This window comes from Pseudomonas sp. DSV-1 (assembly GCF_035830915.1).
Lineage (GTDB): Bacteria > Pseudomonadota > Gammaproteobacteria > Pseudomonadales > Pseudomonadaceae > Aquipseudomonas.
The window spans coordinates 3,634,964-3,656,998 of record NZ_JAYMYG010000001.1 but is presented as its reverse complement, the minus strand read 5'-3'; the positions used below and the strand labels follow the sequence as shown (position 1 = coordinate 3,656,998).

Genomic DNA, 22,035 nt, shown 5'->3' with positions numbered 1-22,035 from the left:
GAAAGTGAATTCCCCCAATCAGATGCCAGACTCTAACGGAAGCAATAGCCATTTATAGTGCAAGCTCAAATACCATAAGGATCGGGCGAAAACAGAACCGTATCGAGTGTCTGTTTTTGGCCTAGAGTGTGTAAAAACGCGTCGCCAAAATCGAAGTGCGCGCTTCTACGTTAAATTTAAAATTTATCGGTACATCAGTAGATGTGGATTTTGCGCAGATGCGCGGTTTCCAGTCTGATTTTGAGTAACTGTTGCACTGAAAAACGTTTATACACAGCCTAGGCCGCAAGCGGTCATTCCATACACCACAAAATTAGGTGCGATTCAGAGATCCAACTCGGCAGGCGTGTTCTTATCAATCTGCCGGAGGAAATCCAGGAACTCCTTGGCCCGGTGCCGCTGGATAATCCGGCCCATTACTCACCAGTCATGATGTCGAACGCGGATTACAAGCTCGCCGTGCCATGGCGCTTGTAATCATGGGTTCGTCGCTCGATCTGCCCAGGCCGAAGTTGCAGCATTGGCTGAGTACGATCCCGCGCCTGGATCTGAGTTTTCTCGTCAAGCGACAGCACCATGGCGTTGTCCGGAGGGCTCAGGTACAGCCCGACCACATCGATGACCTTCTCAGCGAAGTGCGGATCGTTGCTGATCTTGAATGTCTTCAGTCGGTGCGACTTGAGATCCGACGCAGCCCATATCTGCCGGACTTACCAAGTGGTAACGCGAGCGTACTTGGCCATCAACCACACGCTCCAGTGCGTTGCTTCCTTGGGAACCTGGTGCGTTGTCAGGGTCAGGATTTCTTTAACTTTCTCAGCACCCAGCTTCAAAGGCTGACCGCTACGCGGCAGGTCGTTCAGGCCGTCGATGCCCGACTCCAGATAACGCTTTCGCCACTTGAACACAGTCGGTGTCGTGATCAGTAACTGCCCACAGATGGCAATGGGCGTCACCCCTTCATTGAGCAAAAGCAGTATCCGCGCCCGCTGAGCAAGGCTCTGCTCCAGCGTACTCATGCGCAGCCAACCTTGAAGTGTAAGAACGTCGGCGGGCTGCAGTGCAAAGGGAACAATTGGACGAGGCATGCCTGGAACCATCTCGGGGCGAGGGGGGGGCACGGTATAGCGTTGTACGTTAGAAAATAAACTAACCGCTCACTACACCAGTATAAAACTTTCAAAGGTGGTTCATTGTTGTTGATATCAAATTGTCTTTGAATTATGCTTGACGTGAAGGCGGGAGTAGATTTTTATAGTGTGATTTTAGCGTTTAATCCTCAGGCAAATATTTATTTTGCAAGGAGCTTTCTTTGAGCTTGGTCGCAACAAAAGTCTCAGCGGATGTATTATATGACATGTTTGAAATAGTTGAGGCTCAGACTTGGGTCAGAGCGTATTTAGATGAATTTACAGATCTGTGGAATATCTGTGATCATCGAAGCGAACAAGTATTTTTGAAAGAGCTGATAAAAGAATTTGTGATCCTGGACTCGGAAAAAGAGCGAAAGGCATACAGAGATCTCAGTGCTAAAATCACAGCTTGGGGGTTGAGTCCAGAAACCACGTGGATAGTTGCAGCCTGTAACGATAAGGAAATTGATGGCTCTGTAGCAGCCATGCAAAAGCTTAAAAATAAGTTAGATCCTTATGATGATTGGCACCTTCGGATGTTACCTAGCATTCCTAGTGGGGTGGAGCACATACAGAACGGTGACCTCGTCGTGCTTTTTGATGACTTCATTGGTAGCGGTGGAAAGCTAATCACAAAGGCAAAATGGCTGACCAAAAAACTTTCGGAAAAAGGAGTTGAAGATTTTACCCTTTATTATATGTCTGTAGCAGGTATGCGGTTTGGATGCGATCGAATTGCGGATGAAACCGGATGCGAAGTATTTACAGCAATATCTCTAGATCGAGCTATTTCAGACAAGTATGAGCCTAAAGTGGCTGATGAATATAAGCTGCTTATGCTTGGGTTGGAGCAGAAACTGCACGAAAACTATAAAAAGAAAAAATTAAAAGACTACAGCTTTGGGTTTTCCCAAAGTGAAGCGCTGTACTGCGTAGCAAATGATAATTGCCCTAACAATGTCTTCCCTGTGTTTTGGTGGGCAAAGTTGAAAAGTGGGGGTAGCTTTAGAACCCTCTTGAGGCGGGCGGGCTGATCAATGAGCTCAAAAAGAACAGCGCTTAAAGAGTTTATTGAATTTATTTCTGATCGGAAGTGGCACGAAATTTATGATTTTCACTTTCAGTATGGCGTCTCTCCTCTGCTAATTATAGAAGTCATGGATTTTATGATCCGTAATGATTTAATTGTTAGGGAGGGTCGAAGCGTTAGACTTTCACCAGATCTATCTAATGCTAAGATCGCGTTGCTAAACAGGCTCCGTAAAACTCAACGGCCTAGTGTGTTGGATGAGTACACTCCTAAAACCTTGACCGGAGCGCATCGTTATGTATAATGCGTGCGTTGGGGTCGGCTCTAGTAATCGAAGGTGTATCCGCCTTTATCATTCAGGCTGATTTTAGCCACGAGTGAATTCAACTCTATCGCTCCACTCGCTTCGCTCGCTCCTCGATAGAGTTAAATTCATTCACTACGTGAATGAATTTCAAGTGAAAAGAGCAAGCTGGTAGGGTCGGCCTTCAACACTACTTAGGTTTTCTATGCAGATAGATTCGCACGTACATATGCTCCTTGGTATTTCCACTGAGGAGGAGCTTTCTGTATTGTCACGTATTATAGCAAGCCCATCGAGCTTCTATAGAGAATTCAAAATTCCAAAAAAAAGTGGTGGAACTAGGACAATAAGTTCTCCATACCCTTCCTTAGCGATTATACAGAGTAATATTCTGAATAATTTGTTTTTTCCTTTTGAGGCTAATTCCTCTGCCTATGCATATGTGAAGGGTAAGAGCGCGATTGATCATGCTCGTATTCATGTTAATGGTAGGGAGTTATTGAAGCTTGATATAAAGGACTTTTTCCCTAGTATTTCTAGGCAAATGGTCTTCGAGGCTCTTCAGAGAAATGGGGCTAAAGCTGATGTGTGTTTTTATACTTCGCTTATTTGTATTTTGGATAATGGCCTTCCACAGGGCGCATGTACAAGTCCCGCACTTAGTAATTTAGTGTTCAGCCCGATAGATGTCAGACTTACCGGGCTGGCAAATTTTTTTGGTTTAAAATATTCTCGTTATGCAGACGATCTAGCATTTTCAGGGGAGTTTATACCTAGGGATTTGGCGTCATTGGTAGGTGAGATTTTATTGGAGTATGACTTCTATCTAAATCATAGAAAAACGCAGTTAAAGTTGGCTGGTAGGAAAAAGATTGTAACGGGCGTCTCAATATCTTCTGGCCAAGTTAGGGCTCCGAAATCATTTAAGAGAAAGCTCAGGGCTCAAATTTATGAGTTGGAGAAAAATATTGGTAGTCTAGCGCGGCTGCCAGATTTTGATCCGTTAATTTATGAGCGTTTAATAGGTCGAATTAATTATCTTCTCCAAATCGAACCTGAAAACAATTATGCGAAGTTGAAGAAAGCTTACCTGAGTAAATGCCATCAAGATTTTCTCGGACTTGTAGATGAACAGATTATCAGTGCGTTTGTGTAGTTTCGCTTGAGCTATAAAAATAGTATTCGGCTGTTATCTGTTGTATCGCGCAATTGAAATTATGCTTTAGATCGCTTTTGCTAATGCTTTCAAGCTTTTAGATTTCATACCTTTTGCACCTTATTTTAAAGTTCTTTTTTTACCCGATAGACTGTTGCGACACCACAACCTGCCAACGTTGATATTTGATCTGCTGATGCACCTGGAAACTTTTCTAGAAGCGCCTCGATTGATTCCCATAACCTAACGTTCTTCTGCTTACCTGCGTTGACGGTCGCGCTGAAGGGCTAGAAGGTCAACTGGATATTGGATTCGGATATCACGTCGTTCTTTGATGAGATCGACCATGAATGGATGCTGATGTTTCTGGGACACCGGATTGCAGATCGGCGCCTGCTCGGGTTTATCTGCAAATGGCTCCAAGCGGGTGTTATAGAGGATGGCCGTAGGGTGGCTGCGACCAAGGGGACGCCTCAAGGCGCAGTGATATCGCCATTGTTGGCGAATATCTATCTTCACTACGTGCTGGATCTGTGGGCAAAGCAGTGGCGCCAGCGGCATGCGCATGGCTATGTGATTGTTGTGCGCTACGCGGACGACAGAGTGGTGGGTTTCAGGACGCAATGGCAGGCTCAGCAGTTTCTGGTGCAGTTGCAGGAGCGCTTGGCCAGATTCGGTTTATCCCTCAACGCCTCGAAGACACGGCTGATTGAGCTTGGTCGTTTTGCTGCGAGAAATCGAAGGAAGTGAGGGTCAGGTACACCGGAGACGTTCGACCTCCTGGGCTTCAGGCACTGTTGCAGTACCAACAGAAGCGGTGGTTTTCAAATACTGCGACTGACGGTCAAGAAGCGAATGCGTGCGACGCTGCTGGCTATTCGGGATGAGCTGAAGCGTCGACGTCATGAGCCCATCCGGGCTCAAGGGCAATGGCTTACTCGGGTGGTCAGGGGCTACTTCAATTACCACGCGGTGCCGGGAAACCTGATGCGTCTTGGTGGTTTTCGTTCAGCGGTCTGCCGTCAATGGCGGCAAGCCCTCAAACGTCGCAGCCAGCGTAATAGGCTTCAAAGGTCACGCTACGGACACCTCTACATACCTAGACCTAGAAATGCACATCCTTACCCTGAGGATCGCTTAGCGTCACATACCCGAGGCAGGAGCCGTATGCGGTAGTTCCGCACGTACGGATCTGTGCGGGGGGCGGCAGGTAAGTGCCGTCCCTACCGCGACCCGCCAATAAGCGGAAAGCCCAAAATAGTGGTTGCTCGGCCATTTTCGGTTAATATTTTCTGAGTGTTCGGCGCACATTTTAAGAAAATCTTGGCGCGGTTAAGAAAATCTAGCCAACGACAGGGAAAAAATGGGAAATCTAGTGGGTTACGCCCATTTGATCAATGCGATGGAGCTACCCACTGCTGCGGCAGCAACTGTCCAATTTCAATGGCCATCTGTGCCGGCAACCGCGTAAGCACATCCTTGAGATAGCCATACGGGTCATGCCCGTTCATGCGTGCCGACTGAATCAGGCTCATGATTGCCGCAGCCCGTTTTCCGCTGCGCAACGACCCTGCGAAGAGCCAGTTTTTGCGTCCAAGCGCCCATGGGCTAATTGGTTTTCGGACCAATTGTTGTCTAAGGGTATGGCCTCGTTATTGAGGTAGCGCGACAGCGCTGCCCAGCGTTTCAGGCTTTAATCGAGTGCTTTGCTGATGAGTAGATGACTTGGCCGGACGGTTACCGCCATCCCGCGCCGCTGTGAGGTGTCTAGCCGTACGGATACATCTCTCTGACGTTCCAGAGTATCCGTCCGGCCAAGTCATCTACCTGGCGCCGCGAGACCAATGCAAGGTATTCACTTAAGTGGCCACCAGCCAATCAGATGAGAAATCGCTGAGGGCAGTTAAGTTGTTGGATCAATCCGAAGCTGGTGAGGGTTCTTGCTTCGGCGTGCTCTTGCTGAGAACGAACCGCACAGCTAAACAGATAAGCCCGCCGTCGTACAAGTGCGTGACCGAAAGACGTTCACCAAGGAACATCACACCCCACAGCACGCCAAAGGGAGGGAAAGAGAAGGTCACGGTCAGCGAGCGCACCGGCCCAATATCCGCGATCAAGCGGAAGTACTGTAGTGCTCAATGAGGTCGCGAAGTTTCTAGAAGCTAAGGTATCAATTCTCACGCCTTTTAAGAGCGTCCGATATGATCCAGGTATGTTGAGCGATTTTTCAATGATCGAGATGCTTTAAAGATGAGCTTAGATTTTTTCAGCCGGAAAGTCGTCCAATAGGTTCCAGCTTGCTATCATTTTTCGCCGCAATGTCGAGAAGCCTTCCCAGATTTTCAGACCGATTTTGGAGTTGCTCTCGGGCTTCGGCTTCTGCTATTGATTTTGTATACCACTTGCGGGTTTTTACTTTTTGTCGGCCTTTCATCGCATTGTCATACCTCATGATATTCAGTTAATACAAAGTAGTTGCGGCAAGCCTCGTAAACTTGGCTACATCGGATAGATGGCTTGCTCAGTGCTTTTGATCAAGGCCCATAGGAGGATCTCTAGATCGATTTTTTGAAATGGCTAGGGTTAATCGCTCTCAAGAGCGTCAGCGATCTGATGCTTTAGGCGCATATATTAAATTACGCCTGTGCTGATCGTAGTTTGCAACAGTTGAATACTCTGTTCCTGCCGCGACTTGATATGCATGTCCTACGACCTGCCCTGCGCTATCAACTAGCTCATGAAGGTTTATCAGCGCCTCCATTTTCCAACTGCCGGTACCATTGATATCACCGGGGGTGACAACTTGGACTTGGCTGACCCTAGCTGTTTTGCTTTCTCCTCCGATCAAATCCACCAAAAGCGGAACGCTGGCGGCGAGAACAATCCCTCTATGAATATCATTACCACTACAGTCGATGGTCTCTACGTGAAACCATGGCCACATGGTTTCTAACTCCACAAGAGACCAGAACTGAAACCCGCTTGCCGCTCTAAACAAATTGGGCATCAATTCAGCTTCACGCATCGTTCTAAACATAATTTTTCCTGAGTGGCACCTACAGCTCGGCCTGTAAAAACGAGTCTGCAGGTCGACTTCCGGGGGGCCTGTCGGTGCCAAAATGCATGAATGTTCCAATATGATCATTATAGTGCGTTTATCGGAATGGTCGCAATGTGGCTCTATCCTCATATTTGAGGATGATTGGGTGCTCAATCACGAGATCGCGGCAGCTATCAGGACTATACGGAGGATGAAAGGTCTCGCATATGAAGACCTCGCCGACGTTACTGTACGACGTACTATCAGTTCCCTAGAACAAGCTCAAGTCAATATCTCTATCGGCAAGCTAGATGACCTTGCCAGCGCGCTGGACTTCGATTTCGTAGCCTTGGTTGCCCTATGTGTGGCCTTGCGAGAAGACGTTGAGCCTGAACAAATACTTCAGCGCGCTTCTTCGATGCTGGTTGCGTTCGCGACCCAAGAAGGAATGGAACAGCTGCGATCTCAGTTAAGCGGTGGAAAAATTCTTCCGAGAAAACCTGGTAAGCCAACTAACAGTGTCAATTTGGCATCTGTAATGAGACTTCGTGCGCGTGGCCTCAACCAAGCAGAGATCTCAAGAGAGCTAGGCCTATCCAGATCAACCGTTAATCGTTACTGGAAGCTTTCAGTCAATCAGCCTCAGTGATGTTGGTGACTTTGACTTGGCGCCCTGTTCAGATTGCACCGAATGGGGCGTCGAGGCGACGATTAAGCATAGTTTCAAACGTCGAGCGGTGAACAAGCCCTGAATCGCCCCTAGTTTCGTAGGCGGATCCAAGTCTTAAATGGACTGCCCATCGGCACCGTTACAGGGTTAGTGGACGCTTAAGTGTCCAGCAGTCTTGCTACTCTAGGGCTACATGCTATGGACATAACAAAGCAGGATCGACCGAAAATGTCTTATCACTATGGACATTTGAATAGAGAGCTGAGACACCGCGCAACATGGTGCGGAACCATGTCCATAGCTTGAAACCTTTCCTTTACGTAGATGAGTCGTTTGCTGACCTGACCGGTATCGCAGACGTCATCGCCCTGGGCAGGCAGTTGCGAGCCAGAATCCTCAAGTGCACCGGCATACCCGTGGGTGTTGGTATTGGCCACACCAAAACCCTGGCCAAGCTCGCCAACCATACGGCCAAACGCCTCCAGACACGCACCGGTGGTGTGGTGAATCTGTGCGGTGATCTTGAACGCGACTGGGTGCTGCGTAATACGGCCGTGTCTGAAGTGTGGGGGGTAGGGCGCCGTATGACCGCTCACCTTGAAAGCATGGGCATCAAGACTGCGATGGACCTGGCCAAGGCTGACCCCTGGTCACTTCGTAAAAAGTTCAGCGTTGTGATCGAGAAAACGGCACGTGAGCTGTCGGGCACGTCATGCCTGGAGTTGGACGAGCCTGATCCACCGAAGCAGGAGATCTGTTGCAGTCGAATGTTTGGCAAACGGCTGACCGAGCTGGCACCGATCAAAGAGGCCGTGGCCACGTACATGATGCGTGCCTCGGAAAAACTGCGAGCGCAAAAATCTTACTGCAAGAAAGTCCGGGTCAGCATCCGCACAGGCATGTTTAACCCGGACGAAGCGAAATACGCGAAAGGCGTCGTCGTGACCCTGCCATACCCTACGGATGATGTGCGGCTGCTGACCAAGGCGGCCGTTGATGCGTTGGAGCATGTTTTTCAGCCCGGCTTCAAGTACAGCAAGGCCGAGGTGCTGCTGCTGGATCTTCGCCAGCCCGGGGAGTTTTCCGATGATCTGTTTGCGATGAATCAGCCCGCAGAAGCATCCAGGGTGATGGCGGTTCTGGATCAGATCAACGGGCGTTGGGGCAGGGGGACGTTACGTGCCGCCAGTGTGCCGAGCAAGCCGGATTGGAGCATGCGTCGGGAGATGATGAGCCAAAGCTTTACGACGAGGCTGGATCAGTTGTGGCGGGTTTCGTGTTAATGGGTGAAAAACTGTCGTGGCCTGCTGGTCCGGGTGGTAACAGTTCAGTGTTCGCCTCATACAAGTTTTAAGTCGATTTGAGGCTGTAAAATGGCCCCCCGGCCGATGTCTGCGCAGCCTGCGAGCAAATCAGACTCAGCCTGCAAACAATCAGGATTGAATCCTGGCTCTCTTTTACTCCAGCCAGGAGTGATAAAGGAGGGCAAACCGCTGATTCACCCAGTCAACAAAAGCGTGAGCCTGCGGAGCGAGGTGGGATCTGCTCGGATACAGCACGGATACCGGGCGTGGGCGTGACCGATATTTTTCGAGCACTTGCACCAAAGATCCCTTCGGCGACCAAATCGACTGTTCGGTCGGTCACGCCTAAAGTCATTTCGATTCAACTGGCCACCGCCCTCGGTGCAAAAGTCATTGTGACGTCGAGCAGCGACCGGAATCTGGAAGCTGCAATCAAGCTTGGCGCAGTAGCTGGCGTTAACTACCGGGCTAATCCCAAGTGGGAAAATGAAGTTCTGGGCCTCACGGACGGCAAAGGCGTTGACCTGCTTTTGGACGTTGCGGGTGGCAATGGCCTGAACCAGTCAATTGCTGCAACCAAAGCCGCAGGCAAGATCGCTCAAATCGGCTTCCTGAAGGGGCAGACCACCGCGCTGAGCCTGATGCCGCTGATCTTCCGGCAGACGACCATACGCGGCATCGCGGTCGCGCCACGCTCTTCGTTTGATCGAATGAATGCCTTTCTCAACGAAAACGAGATCAGTCCCGTAATCGATAAGGTCTATTCGTTTGAAGAAGCGCGACAAGCCTACGAGCACTTGGCGAGGGGCGCCTTCGGAAAGGTCGTGATCAAGATTTCCTGATTGTACGGTCGGGTGAGAGGTTGAGTTTCAGGTCATCCGGCCTTGCCGCCCTGTGTGCGAAAGCACGCGGGGCGTTTTAGCAGGTCACGCCATAAGTTGTTGTTTACGGAAGAAAAGCTGTAGGAGATTTCGTATGAATTAGAAGGTTTGGTCTTGATTGGTTCGGTATCGCTTACCTGATTTGCGTAGGGGGGTGTTCAGTGCCAGTTTTACAGGCCGCCACCGTACTTGTTATGTGCTACTCGACAAGTACGCAATGGCAACAAACCGGTCTCCATAAGTTCAGAGGATAAAGATGAGTACTATCACGTGCCCCAGTTGCGGGAATGAGGCCAGTGCGTTCGGCACGGTTACGAATTGCTGGTGTGACAAAATGTATTGTGACCATACCAGCGGCATGTTTGCTTCTTACAGTTGTACCTGTGGTTCGAGGGGGGTAACCCCAGAGGCGAAACAACATCAGGAACACCAGGAAGCCAAATTCCTGAACGAAATGGCCCGTGATGTTTCGGCCCTGCTCATGACGCTGCCGAGCATAATCACGGAGACATTTTCGGTTCAGAGTGCCATCGCCAACTACGAAGATGTGCAAGTGGTTTTCACCAATGGGCGTAGTGCAGCGATCACTGTGACCTGCGTGTACTCGATCCCTAAGGAGTTCCAGGTAGCCAGCAATGATCAGATCGTTGTGGCGAAAGGAGGACGGGAGCTCAAGGCGGCGCTGGCAAGCATTGCCAATGCTTGATCTTTCCAGTTGAACCTTCACCGGCTACCCGCTCAGCCTGTCTGTAGGGCAGGCTGAGCGGGTAGCCGGGTACTCAGCCCTTGGCTACACCCACCCGCCACTGCGAGGGCGGTACCAGGCCGTTGACCAGGTAGTTGCCCACGATGCGCGACTTGTACACGCGGGGGTTGTGGTTGGCCAGGGTGCGTGCGTTGCGCCAGAGTCGATCCAGCGCCTTGTTGCTGGCGGTAGCGCTGGCACCCAGGGCATCGAACAACGCTGTGGTCGCTGCGAGCGTGGCATCCACCACGGGATTGACTGCCAGGCACACTTCAAGCTCGGCCAGTGCGACCTGCGGGTCGTCGTGGGCCAACGGCTGGTCACTGGCTATCGTGTACTGCGCGGTTTGCTCCAGACGCTGCGCAGCCTGCCGGGTAATGGCATGTGCCGCGTAGGCCTGGCTTGCCACTTCGCCGATCACTTGCAGCAGTTGCACATCTTGCGCGGCGACATCGGCATTGCCGGTGGAAAAGGTTCTGGATCGTTTGCTCAGCTCATCGGCGCCACTCAAGGTTGCGCGGCGGGCGATGCCGGCGAGGGTGCTCAGGTGATAAATCTGAAAGAACGATTGCCCATAGGCAAAACGCTGGTCAGTGGGGCGCGGTTCATCATCCAGTCGCACGTTATCAAAGATGCAGGTGCCGCTGGCCGTCAGGCGTTGGCCAAAACCGTTCCAGTCGTCAATGACCTGTACTCCCGGCGCTTTAAGGTTGACCACTACGCTGTACAGCGTCCCGTCGTCACCGGTGCCGATCGTGTTGATCAGGTCGCTGTAAAGCGCCCCGGTGGTGTAGAACTTTTTCCCGCTGATACGCAGCGAGCCGTCGTCAGAGCGATGGATGCGTGTTTCAAACTCGCCACGGGTCTGTGTGCCCACTTCGGTACTGCCTGGCGAGAGCAGCGCGCCTTGGCTGAGCGTGTCGAGCCACTTTGCCTGCCACTCGGGACTCTTTGAAACCAGCACTTCCTCGCAAAAACCAAAATGCCCGCGCAGGGCCTGGGTGATGTTCGAGTCTGCTGCAGACAGTTCGGTCAACAGGGTGAGCAGCTCAACCAGCGTGGCGTCCTGCCCGCCATAAGTGGCGGGCAAGCGCCAGCGCGGCAAGCCCAGTGCATTCAATTGCTGGATCACAGTGGCAAGGCTGCTGCGTGACCCGTCAGCCTCTGCGGCTTGCGCACTGATGTGTTCAAACAGCGGGCGAAAGGGGGCTGCCAATTGTTCGTAACGATCGGTCGGGGCGGTGCCCCATAGGTTCAATTCAGGATTAGGCATGCAATCTGACCTTGCCGGGCCTGCGCTCAAAGGCGCGCTGGCGCTGGAATGAGTGAAGTAAATGCGATTGGGCCCAGTGGTCTGGTGAGGTCACCTTAATCCTGGATGGGTTAAATGCTTAATACCAAAAACAGCTAACCAAATACCCGGACAGGGTTCTATGTATATGCCTTAAAAGTATTAGATGCTTATGTCTTTATTGCGCTAGCTTCTAAAAACGCCACGCTTGGTGATCCATAAAGCCTCTTTTCTCAATGCCAGACTGCATGCCTACAGATGGTTGAGTTATCCGTTAACTCTGTAGGAATCTTTAATGACAACACGTCGAAAATTGCTAACCCTGCTGGGTCTGGCCTCGCTGGCGCTGCAGGGCGCACCCACTTATGCTGCTGCACCGCAGACCCTGGTCGTGGGGGATCAGTTCTTCTCCAATCGCATTGTTCTGGAGCTCTCGGGTGAGCTCAAAGACTTGCCTTACACCATCGACTTCAAACGCTTCAATACCGGCTCTCCCGTGGCTTCGGCAGTCGCCAGCGGCGCGCTGGATATTGGCGTGGTGGGCGACACCCCGGTGATCAGCCTGGCGGCCAACGGAGCTCCGGTCAAAGTGGTGGCCAGTACCCAGACCAGCCTCAACGGCGTAGGGATCGTGGCCCGCCCGGGTATTAAGTCGGTGGCGGACCTCAAAGGCAAAACCGTCGCGATCTGGAACGGCTCGTGGAGCCAGCAGATGATGTTCAAGGCGCTGGATGAAGCCGGAGTCCCGCGTGACAGCGTGAACTACAAGTTCCTGTTGCCCGCTGAAGCGAGCATGGCCTTGAGCCAGGGTGACATTGACGCTTTTGGTACCTGGGAACCCTATGTTTCCTTGCAGGAGAAAGAGGGCAGCACACTGATCCGCAATGCCAAGGGGCTGATGAGCGCACCGACCTATGTAGTTGCGTATGAGCCGGTGCTGGCGCAAAAGGGCGAGATCATCAAGGACTTTGTTGAGCGTCTGACCCGTGCCCGGGTATGGAGCCAGAGCCATGTCGACGAATACGCGGCTGCCTGGTCCAAGGCCAACCAGTCTTCCCCGGAAATCGCCAAGGCCTGGTTCAAGCGTGATGCCATTACCGTATTGCCCATCTCGCCCACCATCGTCAGCGAAGCCCAGGCCACCTCTGATTTTCTCTACGACGCCAAGCTGCTGAAAAAGCCCTACGACGTCACTCCCATGTTTGACCGCGCACTCTGATCACCGAGGAAAACCTTATGGCCAAGCAAATGGCATTGGCGGGGTTCATGCTTTCGGGCCCCGTGGTACATAGTCACGCGGTGTGGCGTCACCCGCAGACCCATAGCCACTTTCTCGACCCCGACTACTACATCGAAATTGCCAAAACCCTCGAAGACGGCTGCTTTGACCTGTTGTTTTTTGCCGATCGCCTGGCGGTTGGCGATCAGGCCGGGCAATCACGTGCGCGCTCTTTTGAGCTGGGTGCCCAGGATGCTGCGCGGCTGGACCCGTTGCCGATTCTTAGCCTGCTGGCCGGTCACACCAGGCATATCGGCCTGGGGCTGACGCGTTCCACCACCTACTACCAACCACCCCATGTAGCGCGGGCGATTGCCTCCCTCGATCACATTTCCAAAGGGCGAAGTGCGTGGAACATCGTCACGTCCATGAACGACAGCGAAGCGCGTCTGTTTGGTCATGCGCAGCATCTGGCCCATGACCAGCGTTACGCCCGTGCCGATGAGTTTGTCGAACTGGTGCTCAAGTTGTGGAACAGCTGGCAGCCTGATGCGCTGGTGCTGGACAAGGTTCGCGGCATTCTCGCGGACCCGGACAAAATCGATGCCTTCAAGCACCGCGGTACTTTCTTTGAGTGTGAGGGGCCGCTGAATATCCCGCGTGTACCCCAGGGCCAGCCCGTATTGATTCAGGCCGGGGCGTCGGGCCGTGGTCGGCAGTTTGGTTCGCGCTGGGCAGAGGTCATTTTCAGCATCAACAGTCGGGTAGAGCGCATGCTCGAATTCCGTCAGGACATCCACCAGCAAATGCGCGCCATTGGCCGCAACCCCGATGACTGCAAAATTCTCACGGCGGTCATGCCATTCATTGGCGGCACTGAAGCCGAAGCGATCAAAAAGCGCGATGAACACAATGCATTGGCCAACCCTGAACTGGGGGTGATCACCCTGTCGACCCAGTCCAATTTCGACTTCACCCGGTTCCCGCTGGACACCCGCCTGCTGGACATCGCCAGGCACTCGGCGACGCCGGACGTGATTGCGCAAAAACTGCGTCTGGAGCGCGACATCACCCTTGGCGAGTACGGTGCCATCATGGCCGCCAGTATTCGCGTACCGCAATTGGCGGGCACCGCCGAAAGCGTGGCGCAGCAACTGATTGACTGGTTGGAGCAGGGTGCTTGCGACGGCTATGTGGTATCGCCTGCCTACCTGCCAGGTACTTTCACGGAATTCACCGAGTCGGTGGTGCCGATCCTGCAACGTCGCGGTTATCTGCGCACGGCGTATGAACACCCGACGTTGCGCGGTCATCTGGGCTTGAAGAATTTTGGCTGAGGTTACAAAGCGAGGGGCTTACCCCTAAACCCCTCGCAGATAACTTACTACTCGGTAGAGCCATCAATACGTCCGCTTCTGTGAGCGGTTGAATCCTTGTGTGCGGCCTTAGAAGCGGCGAGCGGTGGTGTAGTTTTTCTTCCAGTACGAATTGTCCATCGAGTCGATACGAATCGTCTTGCCCGTGCGCGGTGCATGAATAAAACGGTTATCGCCGATGTACAGGCCGACGTGATTGCTTCGCGTCCCCCCTTGGGTACGGAAAAAAACGGCATCGCCAGGTTTGAGTTGATGTCGGGCGACCTTTTGCAAGTCTGCATTCAGCATGGCCGAAGTGGTTCTGGGTATATGGATATTGGCTTCGTTTTTGAACAGGTAGACCAGCATGCCGCTGCAATCGAAGCCCTTTTCCCGCGACATGCCGCCCCACAGGTAAGGGATGCCCAGCAAGGAGTGGGCGCTGTCGATGACCTTTTTGACGTGCAGTGGTGAAGAACTTTCTTTTTTAACCGATTGTTGAATGGCCCAGGAATACGTTTTGTAAAGATCGGTGGCGGACGCAATGCTGGAGCCGGCGAATGTAAAAAACAAGAACAAAGAAATGAATCTGGACACAAGTAACCTTCTATTTGATGGGGGTACTTGAAGTCTAAATTCGTCAGTACTACGCAGAAACGGGAAAATTCCTACGCATATTGGCGGAAATTTCCGAGTCCGACGAACAGTACTAGTTGTATTGAGAAAAGCGTTTCAGGGGGGCATATCCGCGCTGGGGCAGGGCGCTCAGTGATAATCATGGCCTGGTCATTTAGTCACTTTGTGGCTCTGGGTGGTATGCCGTTACCGCTCTAAAGTGGAGCCACTTTCCTAATGGCTGACCATCATGAATTTCACACTGCAACATCTTGAGGACGAGCCGGCACTGCGTGTCAGTTTTGACCTGATGCGCGTCTTGCGCCCACATCTGCGAGATCCCGCAACCTATTCAACGCAACTTCTGCGACAGGTGGCTCAGGGCTACCGTCTGCTCGCTGCCTGGCAGGGGCATACTCTGGTCGGGCTGGCGGGGTACCGCGAGATGGAAAACCTGATCTATTCGCGCTTTATTTATGTCGATGATCTGGTGGTGAGCCCCGATTTACAGCGTTCAGGTGTGGGGAGTCGCCTGTTGAGCCGCGTTCGCGAAGAAGCGATGCGGCGCCAGTGCGATCATCTGGTACTGGACACGGGGCTGCACATGGCGCTGGCTCAGCGTTTCTATTTCCGCCAGGGCCTGCTGGCGCATGGCATGCACTTCACCCAGACCCTCACCGGGGAGCAACCATGAACAATGCATTGCTGATCAACGCCAGCCCCCACGGGCACTTTTCCCATGCCAGTCGGCTGGCTCGCGAATTTTTGGCATCCCTGCGCCAACGTTATCCTGATCTTGCATGGGTGGGGCGTGACTTCAGCGAGCAACCGTTGCCGCCGCTGGGCATCGATTACGGCGCCGCGCTGGCGACACCCACACCGTTCGAGGCCCCGGTGTTCGATGTGTCCGAGGCGCTGATTCGTGAGCTGGAAACCAGCGACATGCTGGTGATCGCCACGCCCATGCACAACTTCACCGTCCCGGCAGCTCTCAAGCTGTGGATCGATTACGTGTTGCGCATTCATCGCACGTTCAGCGCAGGCCCCGAGGGCAAAACCGGGTTACTTGCCGATCGTCCGGTGTACGTGCTGGTGGGCTCGGGTGGTTTTCATCAGGGGGAAAGGGCGCGGCAACCGGATTTTCTGACGGACTACCTGCGTTATGCCCTGAACACGCTTGGGCTGTTTGACATTCACTTTGTCTATTTGCAGGGCCTTGTGTTTGGCGAGGCGGCAGTGGCAGCAGCACTCAAGGATGCCCGTGAGCAACTTGCACGCTTGGCCGACCAATAGCCCTTCCTTCAACCCTCGGCACTGTGGGCCAGGCTCTCGATTACTTGCGTGAGTACGTCATTGGGCACCGGCACTTTATTGCGTCGTGCCTGGCGATACTCGCTGGGTGTGCAGCCGGCGTAATGCTTGAATGCACGGGCGAAGTAGGAGGGGTCCTTGAATCCCACTTCATAGCCGATGCTGGTGATGGGCATCTGGCTGTTGTCGAGCAGGTCTTTGGCGTTGTCCATACGTTTGCCCAATACGTAATCCATAAAACCCAGTCCGTAGACTTCCTTGAACAGGCGGCTGAAGCGAAAGGCGGTCATGCCGCAACGCTTGGCCAGGGCCTTTTGGTCGATGCTTTCGTGGTAATGCTGATCGATGTACTGCAACGCATTGTGCAGTGCCTTGTGCTTTTGATGGTCAGTCGTCAGCCGAATGCTGTCCGGCAGGGTGGGGCCATGTTCGATTGCCTGTGCCTTGCTGGCGCCGATTCGGTTGTGGCGCAGCTCACAGAGCTGTTCAAGGGCGTGCAGGTAGCGGCTGACCTCGCTGGCGCACAAGGGCAACACCACATATTCCCAGACCCGTGAGCGCATGGCCCAGACGGCCAGTTCTTCACTGTGCTGGACGGTAAACATGGTGATGGGCGTGGAGGGAGACTTGAGTTTGATCTCCTGCAACAAACTCAGCCCGGGCAGGTCGGGGCAGTCAAAGTGCATGCAAATCATGTCCGGCACCGGTTCGCAACGTCTTTGCAGCCATGCCAGGGGTTGTTCCAGCTGGCAGGTGCAGGCCGGGCGAAAGAGCAGGAGCAGTTCTTCAGTCGATTGATTGCGCGTCAGATCGAACCATAAGAGATGAGGCTTTATGACAGCGTCGGATGTCATTTGATTAATCCTGTCTTGTGCCTTGTGCTGTCTGCTTTTTCGAGTCTTTATCAGTGCCTGCTGCGCTTCAGTGTTCTTTAGGGTGCGCCTGTAAGTGTGGTTGTTTTGTGAAAAAAAATGCAAAAAAATCCTGTCCTTCGACAATAAACTCCTAACGGCCCTGATGGCCACTGACTAGCCTTCAATCAGGCGGTTTATTAAGTAATCGCTTTGGGTAAACCACTCAAGTGAGGTGAGTAGAATGAACGTGCAGTCAATCAGGAATTATATACATGCCTTTATCAAGGATGAAGACGGCCTGACGATTGTCGAGTATGCCGTAGCCGGTGGGTTGATTACCCTGGGGGCGGTTGCAGCTTTTATAACCTTGGGAGGTAACGTCAGCACGGCCATTACCAGTCTGGGGTGCGCGGTACAGGGTAAAACCTGTTGATTCAGCATTGTGCGGGGCCTGTCAGGGCGACCTTTATACACGTGTTGTGGGTGGCTTGGCGGCGGGAAGATTGAATCCTGATATGAATCACCCGGCTTAGTCAGTTGCGCTATGCGTCCCCTCTAGCCAACTGTTCTGAGCCGGTTTTTTTATTGTATTGAGTGCTGCAGGTGGCGGAAAAATGCAGGTTGCGAATGGTGTGGTAGTAGTACGGTCAGCATATGAACTATTGCACGCGGTCGATTTATTTTGGTCAGGGGGTTCGTAATTAATATGTCTGGCGTGTTGGCAATAAAGTCCTAGCAGTCAGCAAAAAACTCCTAACCCATCAGTATGTGCGCTGACTAAGATTTTAATTAAGCAGTGCATATAGCCCTGCTGGTGAATATTAAACATTGAGTGAGGTGGGCAAAATGAAACTGCAATCAGTTAAGACTTCAGTGCTGAAGTTCATCAACGATGAAGATGGCCTGACCATTGTCGAATACGCAGTGGCCGGTGGTCTGATAACCCTGGGCGCTGTCGCGGCGTTTATCACCTTGGGCACCAATGTGAAAACCGCCATTACCAGCCTGGGATGCGCCGTACAGGGCAAAACCTGCTAGCACGATGATCCCTGTGAGGGTGCAGCCATGAGCGAGTTACAGAGTGTTGCTGTTGCGTTGCTGTCAGGGCTGCTGGGAATTGCGGTGGTTAGCGATCTGCGCAATCACCGCATTCCCAACCTTCTTGTTTTGCTGGGGTTGGTGCTGGGGGTTGTCGGCCAGACCTATGCCTTTGGCTTGATCGGTCTGGGCCATGCACTGCTGGGCCTGCTGGTCGGTTTCGCAATTTTTCTGCCCATGTATATGGTCGGGGGTATGGCCGCCGGGGATGTAAAGCTGATGGCGATGGCCGGCGCCTTTCTCACCCCGCATGACGCCCTTTGGGCTGCGTTTTTCAGCCTGATTGCAGGGGGGGCATGCGGCCTGCTGCTGGTGCTTGTGCGTGGCCAGGCGCTGCAAACCCTGGGTCGATATTGGCTGATGCTCAGGGCCAGAGCCTACTTTCCGCCAGCCGATGACGAAGTGGCTGGCAAGCCCTTCCCCTATTCGATCGCCGTTTTGCTGGGCACCTTGATCAGCGTCTTCTGGCTGCCTTTAAGCCATTAGTTCAGGAGAACACCATGTACGCCATCAGCAGCAACCGTGTTTCTCTCGCTGAGCGCGAAGCGGTACAGCAACTGGCGCCACAGCCACGCACGATCCTTGAGACCGGACTGGCGGACAACTTTCTCGGTGATCTGGTGTGCAAGCACTTGCACGATGCCGGGGTGCTGGACATGGTGCAACTGACGGTACGTCTGGCCCTGACCGGTGCAGTTCTGGAAGAAGTCCTGACATTCCTGCGCAAGGATCGCCGTGTCGAAGTGCTCGGCCAGGCAGGGGGGCAGACCCTGCGCTACGGCTTGACCGAACGCGGTCGCAACAGTGCCCGCGATGCCCTGGCCCGCAGTGGCTATATAGGTGCTGCGCCTTATCCGGTGAGCGCTTATCGAACACTGCTCAAGTTGCAGACCATTCATCACGGTCGTATCAGTGCCCATGACATGCATCACTGCTTCGGTTCGATGGTGCTCGCGCAAAGCATGCTCGATCAATTGGGCGTTGCCCTGAATTCCGGGCGCGCCATCATGATTTACGGACCTGCGGGCACCGGCAAGACCTATGTCAGCAGCCGTTTGATACGGCTGTTTGCCGAGGCGATATGGGTGCCCCATGCAATCGCTATCAACGAAGCGGTGATCGAGATTTTCGACCCTCAGGTGCACAAGCGCCTGGACGATGACGAACAACCCAACACCTTGATGCTCAGTGAAGGCATCGATCGTCGGCTGCTGCGTTGTGAACGGCCGATTGTCATCACCGGTGGCGAGCTGACGATGGAGCAACTGGACGTTCGCTACGACCCGTTTGCCCGCCAGTACCAGGCACCGTTGCAACTGAAGGCCAGCAACGGCTTGCTGATCATCGACGATCTTGGGCGCCAGCGCATGACGCCGGACGTGTTGTTGAATCGCTGGATTGTGCCGATGGAGGAGCGCCGCGATTTCCTCAACCTGGGGGGGGGGCGTCACTGCGAACTGCCGTTTGACCTGATCCTGGTGTTTTCCACCAACCTCAACCCGCTGGAGCTGGCCGATGAGGCGTTTTTGCGGCGTATTGGCTACAAGCTGCAATTTGGCTACCTCAAGCCTGGCGAATACGAACGTATCTGGGTTCAAGAAACGCAACGGCTGGGCATTGCTCATGACCCTGTGTTGCTCAGTTATGTGCTGCGCGAACTCTATGGCGCCGAAAACATGCCCCTGGTGCCTTGCCATCCACGGGATCTCTTGAATATGGCGTGTGATCGCCAGCGTTATCTGGAAGGGTCAGGACCACTGACTGCTCAGGAACTTGAGTGGGCGTGGCACAACTATTTCGTCCAACTCGATTTTCTTGGGTAAGGAGTCATTGTCATGAACTCGCGCACGCTTACTTTGATTGTCCTGTCCGTGATTCTGGGGCTGGGCGCGACATGGATGGCCAACAACTGGCTGACAGCAAGGCTCAATACCAGCCCCGACGATAACCAGCAAAACGTGGTGATCGCCACGGTAGAAATTGCTTTCGGGCAAATGATCGAGCCGCAGCAGGTGACAGTGGTGCGTATGCCCAAGGATGCCGCACCGGATGACGCATTCGATTCGACTGAAAAAGTAGTTGGCAAGATCGCCACTTTCTCCCTGCTGCGTGGCGACATCCTGCGTGGTGCACGTCTGGCCGAGCACATGGGCGGCAGCACCCTGGCGTCACTGATCGAACCCAGCAAGCGTGCCATATCGGTACGTGTCGATGATGTGGTTGGCGTCGGTGGGTTCCTGTTGCCGGGAAATCGGGTCGATGTGCTGGCCACCAGGCAGACAGGTAACGCGGGTGATGCCGAGTCCAAGACCATTCTGGAAGATCTGCGGGTTCTGGCGGTGGACCAGACAGCCAGTACCGACAAGACCCAACCGGTGGTGGTGCGTGCGGTCACCGTGGAAGTGACGCCTGACCAGGCGGAAGTGCTGGTCAAGGGGATGGCGGCAGGCAAGGTGCAATTGGCCTTGCGCAATCCGCTGGACAACCACAAGGAACCGGTCATGGCCGAGCCCGTTGCAGTGGCAGCACCCGCGCTGCCGAGCGTGATTTCCAAGCCGGTGGTACGTCGTCGTGTACCTGCCAACAACGCCAGCGTGATCGTGATTCGCGGCGTCACAGCAACAGTAGAAAAAGCGCTGTAGGGGTCGGCCTGCGGCCCGGTGAAAATGTGAAGGTGGAACATCATGAACGCGTGTATCCAACAGCCTCGCATCGCGTTTGCACAACAACAGCGTGGAGCCATGCTTGTTCTGGTCGTGATTGCCATGGCTTCGCTCTTGCTGATGGGTGCCCTGGCACTGGACGGCAGCCATATGCTGCTGAACAAGACTCGCCTGCAAAATGCAGTGGATGCCGCAGCACTGAGCGGGGCCAAAACGCTGAGCATGGTGGTAGGTGCGACCGGGTCTGCGAGCCTGACTCAAACCGCTGCACTCAACACCCTGACCCTGAACGCCAATGCGGCGGGCAACCAGGAACTGGCCACGGCGATTGCAGCCAATGCAGCAGGCTTTGCCAAGGTGGAGCTGGCAACCACCGTTTATGGACCGTTTTCTTTTCCTGGCCCTGCCAATGCGACTTTTGTCCGGGTCACGGTGACCAATTACCCCCTGAGCAGTTTTTTCTGGGGTGTGTTTCAGGCCCTGGATAATGGCAACGCCACCAGCAAGGCAGTCGCGGCGGTTGCCACCGCCGGCCCCAGCCCGACCAGCGCTCCGTGCGATCTGACGCCGCTGCTGGTATGCGGCGATCCGGCGCAAAACAACCCGACTGCGGGAATGTTCTGGGGCTTCAGGTTCGGTGATTTGCAAGTGCTCAAAACCGCAGCCAATAACAGCTCTGCCATTGGCCCGGGCAACTTTCAACTGCTGGATTTTGGCTCGGGTGGCAAGACGGTCAGGGAGGGATTGGCGGGCGGAATCAATCAGTGCAATGTCGTCGGTTCGACAGTCCAGACCAAACCCGGCAACACCGTTGGGCCTTCGGCGCAGGGTCTCAATACGCGATTTAACGAATACAAAGGGGGGCTGAGCGCCTCGGATTACCCGCCGGACCTGGTCACTACCGTCAATTCCAAGTCGTTTACCTACGCCGGCTCCCCCGCGCCGATTCAGTACAACGGTCAGACGGTCACTTCCAGCAACGGCAACCTGTCCACTTCCAGTGGTGCCTTGTACGACTACAACAATTGGGCACAGGACTCGGCTGCCTGTGTGGGCGGCGGGGGTAATTGTCAGAGCAATGGCGTATTTGAACGGCGCATCATCAAAATCGTGATCGGCGATTGCTCTGGCAAGAACGACGGCGCGTCATCGATACCGGTACTGGGCTTTGGTTGCTATTTCGTGCTGCAGCCCGAAGCCCAACAAGGCAATTCGGCGCAGATTTTTGGCCAGTTCGTCAGTGTGTGCGAAGGCGACAACGTACCCGGGCCAAATCCGGCGGGTAGCGTCGGTCCACAGATCATTCAGTTGTACAAAACCTATATCGACAATAACCAGACGCCGAGCACCGACTCCTAGGAGGTCT

19 protein-coding genes and 5 pseudogenes are annotated in these 22,035 nt (G+C 53.6%); 17 read left to right on the top strand and 7 right to left on the bottom strand.

Features of this window, described 5'->3' with window-relative positions; genetic code table 11:
• Positions 1-327: 327 nt before the first annotated feature.
• Positions 328-1,088: pseudogene (locus VSQ83_RS17165) on the bottom strand (IS630 family transposase); the annotation flags it as partial.
• Between the two features lie 224 nt (positions 1,089-1,312).
• On the opposite strand from VSQ83_RS17165, the gene VSQ83_RS17160 reads away from it, so the two are divergent.
• The 3 genes from VSQ83_RS17160 to VSQ83_RS17150 all read left to right on the top strand — a co-directional run bounded on the left by VSQ83_RS17160 (position 1,313) and on the right by VSQ83_RS17150 (position 4,373).
• Positions 1,313-2,167, top strand: a complete 855-nt coding sequence (locus VSQ83_RS17160) for a phosphoribosyltransferase-like protein (protein ID WP_326427238.1) — start codon at positions 1,313-1,315, stop codon at positions 2,165-2,167.
• Between the two features lie 568 nt (positions 2,168-2,735).
• Positions 2,736-3,623 (top strand): reverse transcriptase family protein, encoded by an 888-nt coding sequence (locus VSQ83_RS17155; protein WP_326427237.1) that lies wholly within the window; start codon positions 2,736-2,738, stop codon positions 3,621-3,623.
• A 306-nt stretch (positions 3,624-3,929) separates the two neighbouring features.
• Positions 3,930-4,373, top strand: a complete 444-nt coding sequence (locus VSQ83_RS17150; protein ID WP_326427236.1) for a reverse transcriptase domain-containing protein — start codon at positions 3,930-3,932, stop codon at positions 4,371-4,373.
• Between the two features lie 644 nt (positions 4,374-5,017).
• On the opposite strand, the pseudogene VSQ83_RS17145 reads toward VSQ83_RS17150, so the two are convergent.
• Both VSQ83_RS17145 and VSQ83_RS17140 read right to left on the bottom strand, forming a co-directional pair.
• A pseudogene (locus VSQ83_RS17145) lies at positions 5,018-5,316 on the bottom strand (transposase domain-containing protein); the annotation flags it as partial.
• A 909-nt stretch (positions 5,317-6,225) separates the two neighbouring features.
• Positions 6,226-6,660 (bottom strand): hypothetical protein, encoded by a 435-nt coding sequence (locus VSQ83_RS17140; protein WP_326427235.1) that lies wholly within the window; start codon positions 6,658-6,660, stop codon positions 6,226-6,228.
• 112 nt (positions 6,661-6,772) lie between these two features.
• Between VSQ83_RS17140 and VSQ83_RS17135 the strand changes: the two genes are divergently transcribed.
• Together VSQ83_RS17135 and VSQ83_RS17130 are read left to right on the top strand one after the other, a co-directional pair.
• Entirely contained in the window at positions 6,773-7,312 is a 540-nt protein-coding gene (locus tag VSQ83_RS17135; protein WP_442800252.1) for a helix-turn-helix domain-containing protein, read from the top strand.
• Between the two features lie 341 nt (positions 7,313-7,653).
• Positions 7,654-8,616: pseudogene (locus VSQ83_RS17130) on the top strand (DUF4113 domain-containing protein); the annotation flags it as partial.
• Positions 8,617-8,790: 174 nt separating this feature from the next.
• Here VSQ83_RS17130 and VSQ83_RS17125 read toward each other — a convergent pair.
• A pseudogene (locus tag VSQ83_RS17125) lies at positions 8,791-8,946 on the bottom strand (LysR family transcriptional regulator); the annotation flags it as partial.
• Between the two features lie 53 nt (positions 8,947-8,999).
• On the opposite strand from VSQ83_RS17125, the pseudogene VSQ83_RS17120 reads away from it, so the two are divergent.
• Together VSQ83_RS17120 and VSQ83_RS17115 are read left to right on the top strand one after the other, a co-directional pair.
• A pseudogene (locus VSQ83_RS17120) lies at positions 9,000-9,479 on the top strand (zinc-binding dehydrogenase); the annotation flags it as partial.
• 295 nt (positions 9,480-9,774) lie between these two features.
• The gene (locus VSQ83_RS17115) at positions 9,775-10,224 is read left to right on the top strand and encodes a hypothetical protein (protein ID WP_326427234.1); all 450 of its coding nucleotides are present in this window, start codon (positions 9,775-9,777) and stop codon (positions 10,222-10,224) included.
• A 73-nt stretch (positions 10,225-10,297) separates the two neighbouring features.
• Here VSQ83_RS17115 and VSQ83_RS17110 read toward each other — a convergent pair whose 3' ends face one another.
• Positions 10,298-11,536, bottom strand: coding sequence for an acyl-CoA dehydrogenase family protein (locus VSQ83_RS17110; RefSeq protein ID WP_133077987.1), 1,239 nt, complete (start codon positions 11,534-11,536; stop codon positions 10,298-10,300).
• A gap of 313 nt (positions 11,537-11,849) precedes the next feature.
• Here VSQ83_RS17110 and VSQ83_RS17105 point away from each other — a divergent pair, with 313 nt between their 5' ends.
• Together VSQ83_RS17105 and VSQ83_RS17100 are read left to right on the top strand one after the other, a co-directional pair.
• Positions 11,850-12,773 (top strand): ABC transporter substrate-binding protein, encoded by a 924-nt coding sequence (locus tag VSQ83_RS17105; RefSeq protein ID WP_219262072.1) that lies wholly within the window; start codon positions 11,850-11,852, stop codon positions 12,771-12,773.
• Positions 12,774-12,790: 17 nt separating this feature from the next.
• Positions 12,791-14,110, top strand: coding sequence for an LLM class flavin-dependent oxidoreductase (locus VSQ83_RS17100; protein ID WP_133077985.1), 1,320 nt, complete (start codon positions 12,791-12,793; stop codon positions 14,108-14,110).
• 108 nt (positions 14,111-14,218) lie between these two features.
• Here VSQ83_RS17100 and VSQ83_RS17095 read toward each other — a convergent pair whose 3' ends face one another.
• Positions 14,219-14,725 (bottom strand): C40 family peptidase, encoded by a 507-nt coding sequence (locus VSQ83_RS17095; RefSeq protein ID WP_133077984.1) that lies wholly within the window; start codon positions 14,723-14,725, stop codon positions 14,219-14,221.
• A 268-nt stretch (positions 14,726-14,993) separates the two neighbouring features.
• Here VSQ83_RS17095 and VSQ83_RS17090 point away from each other — a divergent pair, with 268 nt between their 5' ends.
• Positions 14,994-15,437, top strand: coding sequence for a GNAT family N-acetyltransferase (locus VSQ83_RS17090; protein WP_133077983.1), 444 nt, complete (start codon positions 14,994-14,996; stop codon positions 15,435-15,437).
• Positions 15,434-16,036, top strand: a complete 603-nt coding sequence (locus VSQ83_RS17085; protein ID WP_219262073.1) for an FMN-dependent NADH-azoreductase — start codon at positions 15,434-15,436, stop codon at positions 16,034-16,036. The genes VSQ83_RS17090 and VSQ83_RS17085 overlap by 4 nt, the downstream gene beginning before the upstream one ends.
• 8 nt (positions 16,037-16,044) lie before the next feature.
• Here the strand turns inward: VSQ83_RS17085 and VSQ83_RS17080 are convergent, their stop codons facing one another.
• Positions 16,045-16,908 carry a response regulator transcription factor gene (locus VSQ83_RS17080; protein ID WP_133077981.1) on the bottom strand — a complete coding sequence of 288 codons (864 nt, stop codon included), beginning with the start codon at positions 16,906-16,908 and terminating at the stop codon, positions 16,045-16,047.
• Between the two features lie 241 nt (positions 16,909-17,149).
• On the opposite strand from VSQ83_RS17080, the gene VSQ83_RS17075 reads away from it, so the two are divergent.
• The 6 genes from VSQ83_RS17075 (at position 17,150) to VSQ83_RS17050 (ending at position 22,028) form a co-directional block, all read left to right on the top strand.
• The gene (locus tag VSQ83_RS17075) at positions 17,150-17,341 is read left to right on the top strand and encodes a Flp family type IVb pilin (RefSeq protein WP_133077980.1); all 192 of its coding nucleotides are present in this window, start codon (positions 17,150-17,152) and stop codon (positions 17,339-17,341) included.
• Positions 17,342-17,754: 413 nt separating this feature from the next.
• Positions 17,755-17,946, top strand: a complete 192-nt coding sequence (locus VSQ83_RS17070; protein WP_133077979.1) for a Flp family type IVb pilin — start codon at positions 17,755-17,757, stop codon at positions 17,944-17,946.
• A gap of 27 nt (positions 17,947-17,973) precedes the next feature.
• Positions 17,974-18,492, top strand: coding sequence for an A24 family peptidase (locus tag VSQ83_RS17065; RefSeq protein ID WP_133077978.1), 519 nt, complete (start codon positions 17,974-17,976; stop codon positions 18,490-18,492).
• A gap of 14 nt (positions 18,493-18,506) precedes the next feature.
• Positions 18,507-19,829 carry an AAA family ATPase gene (locus VSQ83_RS17060; RefSeq protein WP_133077977.1) on the top strand — a complete coding sequence of 441 codons (1,323 nt, stop codon included), beginning with the start codon at positions 18,507-18,509 and terminating at the stop codon, positions 19,827-19,829.
• Positions 19,830-19,841: 12 nt separating this feature from the next.
• Entirely contained in the window at positions 19,842-20,648 is an 807-nt protein-coding gene (gene cpaB, locus VSQ83_RS17055) for a Flp pilus assembly protein CpaB (RefSeq protein WP_219262074.1), read from the top strand.
• A 39-nt stretch (positions 20,649-20,687) separates the two neighbouring features.
• On the top strand, positions 20,688-22,028 hold the full coding sequence (locus VSQ83_RS17050; RefSeq protein WP_326427730.1) for a TadE/TadG family type IV pilus assembly protein: 1,341 nt from the start codon (positions 20,688-20,690) through the stop codon (positions 22,026-22,028).
• Positions 22,029-22,035 lie beyond the last annotated feature (7 nt).

Coding starts and splice junctions, on each gene's coding strand:
- VSQ83_RS17110 (WP_133077987.1), bottom strand. CDS start 11,536: ATGCCTAATCCTGAATTGAACCTATGGGGCACCGCCCCGACCGATCGT.
- VSQ83_RS17100 (WP_133077985.1), top strand. CDS start 12,791: ATGGCCAAGCAAATGGCATTGGCGGGGTTCATGCTTTCGGGCCCCGTG.
- VSQ83_RS17140 (WP_326427235.1), bottom strand. CDS start 6,660: ATGTTTAGAACGATGCGTGAAGCTGAATTGATGCCCAATTTGTTTAGA.
- VSQ83_RS17090 (WP_133077983.1), top strand. CDS start 14,994: ATGAATTTCACACTGCAACATCTTGAGGACGAGCCGGCACTGCGTGTC.
- VSQ83_RS17065 (WP_133077978.1), top strand. CDS start 17,974: ATGAGCGAGTTACAGAGTGTTGCTGTTGCGTTGCTGTCAGGGCTGCTG.
- cpaB (WP_219262074.1), top strand. CDS start 19,842: ATGAACTCGCGCACGCTTACTTTGATTGTCCTGTCCGTGATTCTGGGG.
- VSQ83_RS17060 (WP_133077977.1), top strand. CDS start 18,507: ATGTACGCCATCAGCAGCAACCGTGTTTCTCTCGCTGAGCGCGAAGCG.
- VSQ83_RS17075 (WP_133077980.1), top strand. CDS start 17,150: ATGAACGTGCAGTCAATCAGGAATTATATACATGCCTTTATCAAGGAT.
- VSQ83_RS17080 (WP_133077981.1), bottom strand. CDS start 16,908: ATGACATCCGACGCTGTCATAAAGCCTCATCTCTTATGGTTCGATCTG.
- VSQ83_RS17115 (WP_326427234.1), top strand. CDS start 9,775: ATGAGTACTATCACGTGCCCCAGTTGCGGGAATGAGGCCAGTGCGTTC.
- VSQ83_RS17085 (WP_219262073.1), top strand. CDS start 15,434: ATGAACAATGCATTGCTGATCAACGCCAGCCCCCACGGGCACTTTTCC.
- VSQ83_RS17105 (WP_219262072.1), top strand. CDS start 11,850: ATGACAACACGTCGAAAATTGCTAACCCTGCTGGGTCTGGCCTCGCTG.
- VSQ83_RS17070 (WP_133077979.1), top strand. CDS start 17,755: ATGAAACTGCAATCAGTTAAGACTTCAGTGCTGAAGTTCATCAACGAT.